This is a genomic window from Variovorax sp. LG9.2 (genome assembly GCF_035018885.1).
Lineage (GTDB): Bacteria > Pseudomonadota > Gammaproteobacteria > Burkholderiales > Burkholderiaceae_C > Variovorax.
This window is the reverse complement of sequence record NZ_JASJXB010000031.1, coordinates 12,485-25,257: the sequence shown is the minus strand read 5'-3', so window position 1 is coordinate 25,257 and position 12,773 is coordinate 12,485. Positions and strand designations below refer to the sequence as shown.

Annotated in this window: 14 protein-coding genes; 5 read left to right on the top strand and 9 right to left on the bottom strand. The window is 63.1% G+C overall.

Features of this window, described 5'->3' with window-relative positions; translation table 11 throughout:
- Positions 1-6: 6 nt before the first annotated feature.
- Together QN413_RS22495 and QN413_RS22490 are read right to left on the bottom strand one after the other, a co-directional pair.
- Entirely contained in the window at positions 7-384 is a 378-nt protein-coding gene (locus QN413_RS22495; RefSeq protein WP_323498819.1) for a hypothetical protein, read from the bottom strand.
- Between the two features lie 19 nt (positions 385-403).
- Positions 404-1,360, bottom strand: a complete 957-nt coding sequence (locus QN413_RS22490; RefSeq protein ID WP_323498818.1) for a succinylglutamate desuccinylase/aspartoacylase domain-containing protein — start codon at positions 1,358-1,360, stop codon at positions 404-406.
- 120 nt (positions 1,361-1,480) lie between these two features.
- On the opposite strand from QN413_RS22490, the gene QN413_RS22485 reads away from it, so the two are divergent.
- Complete coding sequence (locus QN413_RS22485) at positions 1,481-1,696, top strand: hypothetical protein (protein WP_187051235.1); 216 nt, start codon at positions 1,481-1,483, stop codon at positions 1,694-1,696.
- Positions 1,697-1,801: 105 nt separating this feature from the next.
- Here the strand turns inward: QN413_RS22485 and QN413_RS22480 are convergent, their stop codons facing one another.
- Together QN413_RS22480 and QN413_RS22475 are read right to left on the bottom strand one after the other, a co-directional pair.
- Positions 1,802-3,247 carry an MBOAT family O-acyltransferase gene (locus QN413_RS22480; protein WP_323498817.1) on the bottom strand — a complete coding sequence of 482 codons (1,446 nt, stop codon included), beginning with the start codon at positions 3,245-3,247 and terminating at the stop codon, positions 1,802-1,804.
- Complete coding sequence (locus QN413_RS22475) at positions 3,247-4,224, bottom strand: hypothetical protein (RefSeq protein WP_323498816.1); 978 nt, start codon at positions 4,222-4,224, stop codon at positions 3,247-3,249. The genes QN413_RS22480 and QN413_RS22475 overlap by 1 nt, the downstream gene beginning before the upstream one ends.
- Positions 4,225-4,413: 189 nt before the next feature.
- Between QN413_RS22475 and QN413_RS22470 the strand changes: the two genes are divergently transcribed.
- A complete protein-coding gene (locus QN413_RS22470; protein WP_323498815.1) occupies positions 4,414-6,087 on the top strand; it encodes a mucoidy inhibitor MuiA family protein in 1,674 nt (557 codons plus the stop codon).
- Between the two features lie 57 nt (positions 6,088-6,144).
- Here QN413_RS22470 and ylqF read toward each other — a convergent pair whose 3' ends face one another.
- Positions 6,145-7,116, bottom strand: a complete 972-nt coding sequence (ylqF, locus tag QN413_RS22465; protein WP_323498814.1) for a ribosome biogenesis GTPase YlqF — start codon at positions 7,114-7,116, stop codon at positions 6,145-6,147.
- 151 nt (positions 7,117-7,267) lie between these two features.
- On the opposite strand from ylqF, the gene QN413_RS22460 reads away from it, so the two are divergent.
- Entirely contained in the window at positions 7,268-7,627 is a 360-nt protein-coding gene (locus tag QN413_RS22460) for an HPF/RaiA family ribosome-associated protein (protein ID WP_323498813.1), read from the top strand.
- Between the two features lie 12 nt (positions 7,628-7,639).
- Here QN413_RS22460 and QN413_RS22455 read toward each other — a convergent pair whose 3' ends face one another.
- The 4 genes from QN413_RS22455 to QN413_RS22440 form a co-directional block, all read right to left on the bottom strand.
- Entirely contained in the window at positions 7,640-8,581 is a 942-nt protein-coding gene (locus QN413_RS22455) for an SDR family NAD(P)-dependent oxidoreductase (RefSeq protein WP_323498812.1), read from the bottom strand.
- 105 nt (positions 8,582-8,686) lie between these two features.
- On the bottom strand, positions 8,687-9,067 hold the full coding sequence (locus tag QN413_RS22450; protein ID WP_323498811.1) for a response regulator transcription factor: 381 nt from the start codon (positions 9,065-9,067) through the stop codon (positions 8,687-8,689).
- A gap of 150 nt (positions 9,068-9,217) precedes the next feature.
- Entirely contained in the window at positions 9,218-10,771 is a 1,554-nt protein-coding gene (gene gshA, locus QN413_RS22445; RefSeq protein WP_323498810.1) for a glutamate--cysteine ligase, read from the bottom strand.
- Positions 10,772-10,882: 111 nt separating this feature from the next.
- Positions 10,883-11,584 (bottom strand): alpha/beta hydrolase, encoded by a 702-nt coding sequence (locus QN413_RS22440; protein ID WP_323498809.1) that lies wholly within the window; start codon positions 11,582-11,584, stop codon positions 10,883-10,885.
- A 98-nt stretch (positions 11,585-11,682) separates the two neighbouring features.
- On the opposite strand from QN413_RS22440, the gene QN413_RS22435 reads away from it, so the two are divergent.
- Positions 11,683-12,018: a hypothetical protein gene (locus tag QN413_RS22435; RefSeq protein WP_323498808.1), complete on the top strand. Its 336-nt coding sequence runs from the start codon at positions 11,683-11,685 to the stop codon at positions 12,016-12,018.
- The gene (locus QN413_RS22430; RefSeq protein ID WP_323498807.1) at positions 12,015-12,701 is read left to right on the top strand and encodes a glutathione S-transferase; all 687 of its coding nucleotides are present in this window, start codon (positions 12,015-12,017) and stop codon (positions 12,699-12,701) included. The genes QN413_RS22435 and QN413_RS22430 overlap by 4 nt, the downstream gene beginning before the upstream one ends.
- Positions 12,702-12,773: the final 72 nt, after the last annotated feature.

Below are 12,773 nucleotides of genomic sequence, written 5' to 3'. Positions count from 1 at the left end.
GGCGGATCAACGCGGCGGCGGCTCTGCTGTGATCCAGGCTATGAGCGCCAGCAGCGCGACCTGAATCGGCAGCCGCAAGATCAGCGCCCAGTACGGAATCGACTGAAACAAATCCGGCCGTTGCAGCATGTAGAAGTGCGCTGGCGTCACCGCAAGAGTCAGCAGAAAAAGCCCCATGCCGGCAGCACGACGCGTCGGTTGCCAGAGCAAGCCGGCGGCTCCAAGCAGTTCGAAGACGCCGCTGATCAACACCGCAGCGCGCCGCCATGGAATGTACGGCGGCACGATGCGCATCTCTGTGTCGGTCGCGACGAAGTGCGCGATGCCGCCAAGCGCAAACCAGAGAAAAACGAAGGCCACGCCGGCCCAGCGCGCGCGAGTCATTCGCTTCAGGTCAATCGCTTTAGGAAATCGGCTTGGTCAAGTACACCGCTTCACGCCCGATGATCGGCGCGCGCGTCGGCATGAACACAGTGCAGTTGTCGCAAGGCGAGCGGATTTCGATGGCATCGCCATCGGTCGCGATGAGCTCGCCTTTGGCAAAGGTCTCGAAGCCGATGAGCGGCCGCGTGAAAGCGAAATGGTCGGTCATGACCATGCGCGTTTCGAGCAGTTCGAAGCGCCGCTGCGCATCGAGCAAGGGCGCCGGTCCCGAACGCTCGACAACGCCGAAATACGCGAGGAACCGCGCGGTCACTTCAACCGCGACATCCGCCGTCTTTTGCATGAAATGCTGGCCGCATTCCGCGACCATCGCAGCGCCGGGCGCGTCCGCGCCGGCATGCAAGCCATGCTGGATCAACGGCGTGCCGGAGCCTAAGCCGTTGGGCATGACGAGGTGAACCGAGGGCAGTCCGATGGCGAGCGCGGTATCGGCGTTGCGGGCGAAGTCGGGATACACCCAGAACGGCACGACGTCCTGGCTGGTCGAATGGATGTCGAGGATGTGATCGGCAGCCGCGACCACCGGCCGCAGTGCGCGGGCCCGACGAAGCTCGGGGCTGTCTTCGGTGCCGCCCAGCAATTCGTCGGACCAGATGCGGTTGAGGTTATGGACGATCTGCCGGTTCTCGTACGGCTTCGACGGATCGAAAGCGTTGTAGGCCTCGACATGGGCAAAGCTGAGTGTGAGCGTGCCGATCTTCGGACGCACACCCGCGTCGAGCAGTTGCTTCACCGCGACCATGCCGCAAATCTCATTGCCATGCGTAAGCGCATTGACGAGCACGTGCGGGCCGGGCTTGCCCGATTCAAAACGGTGCACGTAGTCGACGCCCGTGTTGCCTTGGCGGTAGGCGGAGAGATCGCCCTGGGTCACTTCGATGGGCGGCTCGACCGATGGTTGTGTTGTGGTTGTCATGACGCGAAGTTTGCCCAAGTTCGCCGAAGTCCGCTGACACTCCGCACCGTCACGATTGCATGTAATGATTGCCTGTCATACGCAGAGTCCACCAGAGTCCAGGAGCACCCAGGAGAACCCATGACACACCATGCAACCATTCAAGGCCATGTGACCTATACCCCCGGCGACGGCGTGCCGTTGACGATTCCCGAGGGCCTGGTCGAAGTGGACCTGGCCGCCGACAGTGCAACCATCAGCTGGGACGCAGGCGACAACACCGCTGGCCTGACCGCCATTCCGCGCGACGAGTACGACCGCTACGTGCGCGAGGGAAAGATCAAGCTGAAAGAGTGACAAGCGTCAGCGCACTGCACCGGGCACGGGTGATCGGCCCTGCCCTTTTTCATAAAAATAACGGAGACAACCGAACATGAAAAAACACCGGCGTCTCGCTGCCGTTCAAAACTGGAAGTAGATGAACTCGCGGCGGCCAAACACGCCGAACAGCAAGATCACATAGGTCAGTGCCACGCCGAGCACGATCGACATGCGCGGCCCGACCAGCTGGTCGATGTCCTGGTAACGGTCTTTGCTCACGACCCATTCGACGATGAAGGTGAAAGGAATGAACAGGGCCGCCAGCAAGATCTCGAAGCTCGCGAAACCCAGTACCTTGAACGTGCCGTAGTCGAGTGCGGTGAGGTGCTGAAAGCCCTTGAGCACGGTCCACGCATCACCCAACGTGGACGCACGAAAAAAGACCCAGCCGACCAGCACCACGACCATGGTCGCAGCCCAGCCGAAAGCACCACGGGCAAAGCGCGCTGCGATGGTTGCGCCGCCGACGGTGTCTAGCCCCTTCCAGCGAACGATGCGTTCGACCACCAGCCCCATGCCGTGCATCAGGCCCCAGACCGCGAAGCACCACGACGCACCGTGCCAGATGCCGCTGATGACGAAAACGATGAGCACGTTGCGCAGCGTGTTCGAGTGCGTGCCGCGGCTGCCACCCAGCGGCTTGTAGAGATAGTCGCGGAACCAGGTCGAGAGCGAGATGTGCCAGCGGCCCCAGAACTCCGACAGCGAGCGGGAAAAATACGGCTGCCTGAAATTGATCATCAGCTCGAAGTCGAACAGCTTGGCAACGCCGCGCGCGATGCTCGAATAGCCTGAAAAATCGCAATAGATCTGGATGGCGAACAGCACCGTCGCCAACAGCGTGTAGCTACCCGAATAGTTGCCCGGGTCGCTGTAGATCGCATTGACGAACGGCGCTATCTGGTCGGCGACGCACATCTTCTTGAACAGGCCCCAGCCGATGAGCCACATCGCCGGCGAGACGTTCTCTGCCTTGAAATAGTGGCGCGCCTTGAACTGCCCAAGCATGTGGCTGGCACGCTCGATCGGTCCTGCCACCAGTTGCGGAAAGAACGCGACGTACTGTGCGTAGGTCAGCAAATTTCGCTCTGCCGGCGTGCGCTTGAAGTAGACGTCGAGCGTGTAGCCGACCGACTGGAACGTGTAGAAAGAAATACCCACCGGCAACACGAACTGCACCATGTTCCAGTGACCGCCAACGCCGGCGGAATGTGCCACCGCCTCTGCGTTTGCAACCAGGAACCTGCCGTACTTCAGCACGATGAGAATGCCGAAGTTGAGCACGAGCGCAGTCACCATCGCGAGCTTGCGCACATGCGGCTTGCCGCTGTTGGCCATGACCAGTGCAGTCGAAAAATCGACCAGTGTCGTGAACAGCAACAGCAGCACGAACTTCGGCTCCCAGCTCATGTAGAACACGTAGCTGGCGACCAGCAAAATCCATGGCCGGTAGCGAAACGGGCTCGAAAAATAGACGAGCAGGAAAATGCCGAAAAATCCGAAGAACTCGAAGGAATTGAACAGCATTACTTCAACTCCCCAGCGTCCTTGAGAAATGCGGCGAGACGCTTCGTGTAGGCCTCGGCACCGCCCGAATTCATATGGACCGGGTCGGAAAAGGACGGTGGCGGATACAGCCAGTAGTTGGGCCCGCGCTCCGCGATGTACGGCGACTGCGACACCACTTTGGCGGCGCCGCTGCCGCTGTTCTCAGCGGGTGCGTACTCACCGGTGCGCGCAGACCACGGAACAAGCACCACCTTGAATTCGTATTGTTTTGCAAGCGCCAGCAAGGCGGCGTAGTCGTCGCCCGAGGGGGCCAGTGCGCGCACCGGCGTCGCCTGTGCGTTGTCCGAGGCCAATGCAAAGTCATCTGGTAACTGCCCATTCGGATAGCGGCTCTGCCCGCTGATGAAGTACCAGCCCCGGTTTTTTTCCACCGAGTCGATCTCGCCCTTGATGCGCATCCACTCGGCCCCGACGCCGGTGTGAAGCGACTGAAAGACGAACAGCGTCAGGTCGCGGAAGAAGCGCCGAAACGGGATCAGCGTCATCAGGATGCGGTTGTCGTCCTTGAGCAGCGGCAATGCCTTGGCAGCGGCATCGGGAGGCGCCCAGGGCAGCTGCAGCAGCAGGTGCGTAGGCCGGTTGCCGCTCGCCAGGATCGATCGCAACACCGGCAGGAACTGCGACTCGCCCGGCAAGCCGAAGTTGTACGAGCGCACGTCGCTGGGGAAGGCGGCATCGAAGACGTCGGGCTTGAAGCTGCTGAGCGTCTTGCTGTTGCCCATCGCGATCACGCGGTACTTCTCCTGGCCCGAAAAAAGCGCTTGTTTGGAGAGCTTGTCGTACTTTTCTTCCAGAACCAGATCGGAGCCGGCCTGTACGTATCGCAGCTTCTGATGGGCGAAGTCGAGTGCCACCCAAACCAATGCGAACAAACCGATGAAAAGGAGAACGCCCCGGAGCAGCCGGCGCAACGACTGAGGACTGTCGGATGGCATTTTTGAGAAAACGATGATTGGATGACGAGTGTATCCAAAGGTAAACACTGCACAGGCGCGACCCTCTCGCTACCTGAGTTCGTTTGCTGTGGGTTGCGTGAATTAACTCCGCTTTAACCCTGCTTGCCGAGCTCGGCCGTATGAGCAAGGGTCGACGAATCCGATCCATCACATCCGAAAGCCTTGCTCATGAAGCCGACCTTGCCTTTGTCCTCTGCAATACGCGCCCGTCCCTTCAAGATCGCTGGTATCGGCCTTGCCGTGCTCCTGCTCGCCGTCGGCGCCGAGGCGCAGGCAAATGCGGCCAGCCCCGACTCCCGCATCACCCAGGTCAAGGTCTACCCCGGCAGCGCGACTGTCGAACGCGTGGCACGCGTCGTGGCCGGTAGCCGGACGATCACCTTCGCCTGCTTGCCCGCAACGCTCGACGTGCAGAGCCTGCAGGTGTCGGCGGATGCATCGGTGCGGCTGGGCGAGACGTCGGTGCTCACGGAACCGCGTGCGCTGTCGGCACGGTGCAGCGGCAACGCGCTGGATGCGCGCATCCGCGAACTTGAAGATCAGAAGGCGTCGCTACAAGCCGAAACCGACGCGCTCGGACTGGTCACGGGCTACCTCAAAGGCTTTGCCGGCACGGGTGACGGACCCGGTGTGGACGCCGCGAGCAAGCGTGTCGCGATGGATGCCAGGAACCTCGCATCCGTTGCCGACGCATTGCGTCGCACGGGCCAGGACGCCCTGCAAAAGCAGCACCTCATCGAACGCCGTCAATCCGATGTCGATCGCCAACTGAGCCCTCTCGTGGCCGAACGTGCCAGAACGCAGGGCGGTGAAGGCGCCAACGTCGTGGCTGTCACGGTCAACCTCGCCGCGGGCTCCGATGCAGACATCCGCCTCAGCTACCAGGTCGCCGGACCGGGCTGGACGCCCGCGTACCGCGCGCTGCTCGACACCACGACACGCAAGTTGCGCATCGAACGCCAGGCACTCGTGGCGCAATCGACCGGCGAAGACTGGCGCGGCGTCAAACTCGTGCTGTCGACCGGTCAACCGCGGCGCGAAACCAGTGGCCGGTTGCCTTCGCCGTGGCGCATCGGTGTCGAGCCGCCACCACGCGCCACGGCCAACGAATCAACGCGCTTTGCAGCCGGCGCCCCTGCCCCGGCGTCGCCGGCCATGATGGCGAAAAGGCAGTCGCTGCAAGATGCGCCACTTGCACCGCTCTTCGACGTGAGCGTGTTCGAGGGCAGCTTTGCGACCGAGTTCAACGTCGCACAACCTATCGACGTGCCATCCAACGGCCAGCGTGTCGCCATGGCGCTAGGGCAGCATGAAGACACCGCCAGGCTTGCCGCGCGCACGAGCCCGCGTGTCGATGCAAGCGCCTATCTTGTCGCGGACCTGGTTCGCCCTGCTGGCGTCTGGCCGGCAGGCCCGGTACAGCTCTATCGCGATGGGGCGTTCGTCGGCAATGGTCAGTGGCCGACGGCCAGCGACGCTCGACTCAACCTCTCCTTCGGACGTGACGAACTTGTGCGCGTTCAGGTAGAGCCCGAGCGCGACAGCCAAGGCAGCGGTGGCTTCGTCGGCACGCGCGCCGAGCGCAAGGTGCAGCGCGGCTACGTGATCGAGAACCGCCACAAGACGCCGATAGCAGTGCAGGTGCTCGAGGCGGCACCAGTGTCTGTCGACGAGCAAGTTCGCGTGGCTGCGACCTTCGCGCCGCAGCCATCGGACTTCGCCTGGAACAAGCAGCCCGGCATGGCGATGTGGACCGCCGACCTCGACGCGGGCAAGAGCTTGAGCGTGGCGGCGGACTACACCATCAGCTACCCGAAAGAAGCGCGGTTGCAGGAGCGTTGAAGGACGTCGTCGTCAGTCGCGACCCGTGCCGACAGGTTGCGGTAGGGTCCGACAGGGTCAGCTCGATTCGGCAGGCGCGTCGGCATCCGGTGCGCGTCCACCAGCGCCTCTCTTGCTGCCACGCGCCTCTTTTTTCATCTGGCGTTCGGCATCGAGTTGCTGCCCGGCCGCCAGCCATTGCGCGAACTCTTCGGGTGTTTCCAGCGTGATGCGACCGAAGTTGCCGGCACGGAATTCATGCATCACGATCTCCGACGCCTTCTGCAAATTGACGCGCCCTTTGCCCAAAATGGCGCCGCGTTTCCGCGCGATGGCTTCCAGCAAATCTTCATCCTTCATGGCCGCGATATCGTGCGCGGTCATGTCGAGCTTGAAGCGCGTCGCGACGGCCGCTGGATAGTGCGTCTTCAGGTAGGCCAGCAGTTCGAGCGCGACCTCTTCGTCGTCGAAGGCATTGCGGCCGATGGCGCCGCTGGCGGCCAGGTTGTAGCCGCTCTTGGCCACGATGATGCGCGGCCACAGCATGCCGGGCGTGTCGTACAGATAGAAATCGTCGGTCAGCGTGATGCGCTGTTCCAGCTTGGTGATGCCGGCTTCGTCGCCGGTCTTGGCCTTCTTGCTGCCGGTGAGCGTGTTGATGAGGGTCGACTTGCCGACGTTGGGAATGCCGCAGATCAGCACGCGCATCGGCTTGGCGAGACCACCGCGATTCGGCGCCAGTTCATGACATGCCTTGACCAGTTGCTGTGCCGGCGTGCTCTGGCTCGCATCGAGGCCGATCGCGCGCGTGGCCGGTTGCGCGTTGAAGTGCGCGAGCCATTGCGCCGTGCGTGCCGGGTCGGCCAGGTCCTGCTTGTTGAGAACCTTGAGCGTGGGCCGCGACGACGTGAGCTGCGACAGCATTGGGTTGGCGCTGGAAGCAGGCAAGCGCGCATCGAGCAACTCGATGACGACATCGGTGTCCTTGACACGTTCGGCAATGGCCTTTTGCGTCAAATGCATATGGCCGGGAAACCACTGAATGGCCATGGGGACTAACTTCTTTCTCGGTGCGCAGTGCGCCCGTTGCGTGAATCTGAAGTGACCAATTGTGATGTGCCCCGAGACCTACATTCGCCTTTCCGATTTTGGGAGCACAGTAGGGGTTCGCATATTCGCGTGCACTCAGAGAGACACAAACATGCAAATTCAGGTCAATACAAGCAATGGCGTCGAAAACAAGGAAACGCTGGAACGCTGGGCCGACGCCGAAATCAGGCAGCACCTCAGCCGTTTCGCAGAAGACGTGATGCGGGTCGAGATCCACCTGAGCGACGAGAACCATGGCAAGGCCGGGGCCGACGACAAGTGCTGCGTCATGGAGGCCCGTCTGGCCCACCACCAGCCACTGGCGGTCACACAGCATGGCCACACCATGGATGAGGCGTTCCGCGGCGCTACCGGCAAGCTCAAGCGCCTGCTCGACAGCACGTTGGGCCGCCTGAACAGCCACCGCGATCACGACTCCATCCGTAAGGACGACAGCCTGATACCGGATTAACTCAGCGTGCGCTCAACGCGCGGCGGCTAGCGCTTTGCCGACTTCGTTGCCGCCCTGTGCCGACCCGCTTTGCGGCACGATCTCGCCAGCGCGGTCGGTGACTTCGGCGAGGCGTGCTGCCAACTGCTCCGGCGCATCGCCACCAATGCCGATGAAGGCACCCGCGGTGAGCGTGATGTGGGCAGCTTCGAAGGTACCCGCACCGGCACACAAAATCGTCCGCGTCGGCGCATCCTGCGCCGCAAGCACCAACATCGCCGGCACCACCGCTTCAGGCTTGAGCGCATCCAGCACTTCTTTCGACATCAGGCCCTCTGTCATGCGCGTGGCCGCCGTCGGCGCCAGGCAGTTCACGCGGATGTCATTCTTTGCGCCTTCGATGCTCAGCGTCTGCATCAGGCCGACGAGCGCCATCTTGGCTGCGCCGTAGTTGCTTTGGCCGAAGTTGCCATAGAGGCCGGAAGACGAAGTCGTCATCACGATGCGGCCGTATTTCTGCGCGTTCATGATGGCCCACACCGCCTTGCTGCAATGCACTGCGCCCATCAGGTGAACGTCGACCACCAGCCTGAAATCCTCGAGTTCCATCTTGCTGAAGCTCTTGTCGCGCAGGATGCCGGCGTTGTTCACGAGGATGTCGACGCGGCCCCAGGCGTCCATCGCCTGCTGCACCATCGCCTGTACCGCCTCGAAATCGGTCACCGAGGCGCCATTGGCGATGGCCTCGCCACCCGCAGCCTTGATTTCGTCGACCACCCGCTGCGCCGCACTGGTCGATCCACCTGCCCCGTCGAGCGCACCGCCGAGGTCGTTGACGAGCACTTTGGCGCCGCGCTGCGCCAGCGCCAACGCGTGCTGACGACCAAGGCCGCCGCCCGCGCCCGTCACGATCGCGACGCGGCCCCCGAAGTCGATCTTGCCAGTCTTGTCTATGGTGTTGCTGATGTTGCTCATGCGTAGCGTTCCGTTGTCGATAACGGAAGCAGTTTTACCGCAAGAGATACCACTGCACGACGCACCGTCGTGACACGACACGACTTCTGCTCGGCTTAGGGCGAGCTAACGCCGCGTGGCGCCAAGCCGTTCGCAGTACTCGACCAACTCGTCGATCTCCGCGGACTTGTCGAAGAACGCATCGGCACCCAGGGCCTTGGCCCGCGCACGCATCGCTGGCGTCGCATAGTTCGTCAGCACCACGACCTTTTGGTCCAACGACCTGCCGCGGCAAGCTCCGACGACCTCCAGACCGTTTCCCTGCTCGAGAAACAGATCGATGATCGCGATGTCCCACTGGTCGTGATGCGACTTCAGCCAAGCAACCGCTTCGTCTTCACTGCTGGCATGGGCAACGACTTCGGCGTGAGCGATGTCTTCGAGAAACCCGACGAGGTTGTCCCGGATCACCGGGCTGTCTTCGACCAGGTAGGTCTTGAAAGTCATGGGATCGTCAGGTAGCGGCTGTGTGTGGAACGAATGCTGGAGCACGATTGCATCATGCGTGCGTCTCGCACCACGAAGGTGAGCCATGCAGGCCAATGCGAGTAGGTCGGCACCTACCACGCACCTTCATGGACTGTGCGGTTGTTCCGCTCAGGCCGTCATGGCCGTCCGCCCACGCAACCCCAGGCGCGCCGGCGAAACGTACTGCTCGCGATAGATTTCGAACGGCAAGGTGTCGGCTGCCTCTATGCGTTTTTGCTCCTCGATCGAAGTCTGCGTCATGCGCTCGAAGGTCGCTTGCTGCCCCGCTGTCCACGGCGAGGCGAGCAACGCAACGCGCGTCGATTCGGACTGCGCCCTGATGAAGCCGGTGAACGAATCGGCGTGCGATGCCTTCATCGCGGCCAGCACGCGTGCCGACGGCAGACTGCCGGAATTCCGCAGGGCATCGGCGGCCGCATGCACGGCGTCGCTATGCAACGTGTCGCCGTGCACCGCATCGAGCGCGGCTGCGATCGGCAGGCACTCCGCCACCAGCTCCGCGCCCCACTCCACCAAAGGCACTTCGCGGCCACCACGCTGCAGGGTGAGTCCTGGCTCGCGGCCGCGCGCTGCTGTCAGATGCTGGTTGTGCGCAAGCTCGGCAATTTCTTGCGGCGTGTCGTCGGGGCTGTTGCTCAAAAGGCAATGCAGCAGGAATACGTCGATGAAGCGCATGGTCTGCGCGTTGATGCCGACCGGCTCGAACGGATCGAGGTCCATAAGCCGCACCTCGACGTACTCGACGCCGCGCTCGCGCAACGCATGCAGCGGACGCTCGCCGGGGTAGATCACCCGTTTGGGCCGGATGGTGCCGTAGAACTCGTTCTCGATCTGCAGCAGGCTGGTCGCGAGCTGGTTGTAGTCGCCGCCCAGGTTCTGGATGCCGATGGCCTGGTAAGCCGGCCACGGACGCGTCAACGCGTCTTGCAGCGAGGCGCCATAACCGTCGAGGCTGTTGTAGCTCACCGCCAGCGAGGCCTGTGCATCGCTCTGGTAGCCGAGCCGGCCCATGCGCAACGACGTGCCGTGCGGCATGTGCACGCTGCCCTCGCCAAGCGGCTGAAGCTCGTGCGGCCGGCCGGCGACGAAGCTGCTGCACAGTGCCGGTGACGCGCCGAAAAGGTACAGAAGCAAGAACGCATGGCGCCTGAAGTTTCGGATCAGCCCGAAGTACTGGTCGCTACCGACACCCGGCAGAGACCAGTTGTAGTGAATGCCGGAAATAGTCTGCATGCGCCGGCCGTAGCGATGGCTCAGCCCCATGCGGTAGACGCTCTTGGCGCGCCCGACGTTCGAGGAGCCGTAACGCCCGATCGGAATCGTCTCGTCGGTCGGCAAGCCGCACGGCATGCTCGACACCCAAAGCCGCTCGTCGCCAGCGGCATCGAGCACGCGGTAAGTGAATTGGTGAACACGGGTCAGCTCGTCGAGCGCCGCGTCGACATCGCCATGCACGCCGGTGATGAGTTCGACCTGCGATTCGCTGAAATCCGTGGTGATGTGCGGGTGCGTGAGCGCAGAACCCAATGCCGACGGATGCGGCGTCAAAGCCAGCGCGCCGTCGGCCGCAGAACGCAAGCTTTCTTTCTCGATGCCGCGGCGCATGCCCTTCAGGCGCCCCGGCGAAAGCGAAGCCAAACGCTTCTGCAATATGCTGCTCATATAGTTATGCCCCTCAATCTTGGGGCTGGAAGGTAGCACGGTCAGGCCGTCGCTGCTGGCTGGGGGCCATGGCGTTTCAGGTAGAAAGTGCTGCTTGTCCGGGTAACAGGGTCATGAGGCGGCTCCCGTGTCTTCCTCGTCCCGCAGCACGCGCAGCAGGAATGCGTTGATATCGGCGATCTCCTCCATGCAGACCGAATGTTCCATCGGGTAGCTGTGCCACTCGACCTCGTATCCCATGGCGGTGAGTGCGTTCCGGGACTCGATGGCGCGCGCCATCGGCACCACACCGTCGCGCGTGCCATGGCCCATGAAAACGGGCGTGTCGTGGTTGGCGGCGTGTCGCTCAGCGGCGGTGGTCGAGGCGATCGGCAGGTAGCCAGACAGGCCGACGATGCCGGCCAGCCGCTCGCCGTGGCGCAGGCCGGTCATGAGCGCCATGGCACAGCCTTGCGAAAAGCCGGCGACGACGATGCGATCGGCCGGAATACCACGGGATTTTTCGTGCGCGATCAGCGCCTCGATGGCGATGCGCGAGCGCCGCAAGCCGGCTTCGTCTTCACGCGACCCGAGATCGGCCACGGCGATGTCGTACCACGCCGGCATGGCATAGCCGCCGTTGATAGTGACCGGGATGACCGGCGCGTTGGGAAAGACGAAGCGCACCGCACCGACGGCCGACAGGTCGAGCTCGTTGACGATCGACACGAAGTCGTTGCCGTCGGCGCCGAGTCCGTGCATGAGGATAACAGTGGCGACCGGATGGGGCGCGGTCTCGATTTCGACCGGGGGGCGTGGGGGGGCGGATGACATGGCGAGACGATATCGCATTCAGGCGCCGTCGGACGGCAGGTTCGCTGACGACGCGCACGGCCGATCCCGAGGATGATCGTCTCTCAACAGGACAACCCGTGAGCCATCCCCACATCGCAGCCGCACCCGACGATTCGCTGCTCGTCAAAGTCAAGTTCGCTGGCGTCGTGCTGGTCTGTCGCGATTGCGAAGAACGCAGCAACGGACCATCGAAGTTCAAAGCCAGGTCGGCACGCAAGGAGCTCAAGCGCGGCTTGGTGCAGTCGCCTGTGCGCCTGCGCATCGTGGAGTCGACCTGCCTCGGGCTGTGCCCGAAGAAAGCCATTGCGGCCACGGCAGTGGCGCCGGCGCACAAGTTGCTGGCGGCCGAGCTGTGCGACGAAGAAGACGCCCAAGCCTTTGCAGCCACCATCGCATCACACTTCGGGACATGACCCGTCCGCGCCTTTCGCCACAACCTCTCCCAGTCCTCTATTCATTTCGCCGCTGCCCGTACGCGATGCGGGCACGGCTCGCACTGCTGGCATGTGGTGAACGATGCGAGTTGCGCGAGGTTTTGCTGCGCGACAAGCCGGCCGATATGCTCGCCGCCTCACCCAAAGGCACCGTGCCGGTGCTGACACTCGACGACGGCACGGTGATCGACCAGAGCCTGGACATCATGCTGTGGACGCTCAGTCGCAACGACCCCGGCGGTTGGCTGCGGCCGTCTCACGGCACGCTCGACGATGCACTTGCGCTCATTGCCGAATGCGACGGGGATTTCAAGGCGCAACTCGATCGCTACAAATACCCGGCCCGCTACGACGCGGCGGAGGGCTTGGCCGATGGCGCGGCGCATCGCGATCGCACCATGCCGTTCCTTGACCACCTCGAAGACCGCCTTACTCGCGCACCTAATCTGGGGGGCGACAACGCGAGCCTGGCGGATGCGGCGCTCATGCCGTTCGTGCGGCAGTTCGCGGCGGTCGATCCGATATGGTTCGGTTCGCAGCCTCGCCCACGCCTTCGCGCATGGCTCAACGAATGGACCGGTTCCGCGCTGTTTATCCAGGCCATGCACCGCTATCCGCGCTGGACAGCCGGCACGACGGGCGAAGAGTTTCCACCGCGGTAACCATTCGGTGCCCGCACGCAGCCAAAACATCGACGGAGGCGTCTTGTGGCCCCCGTCCACCAAAGGCGACAA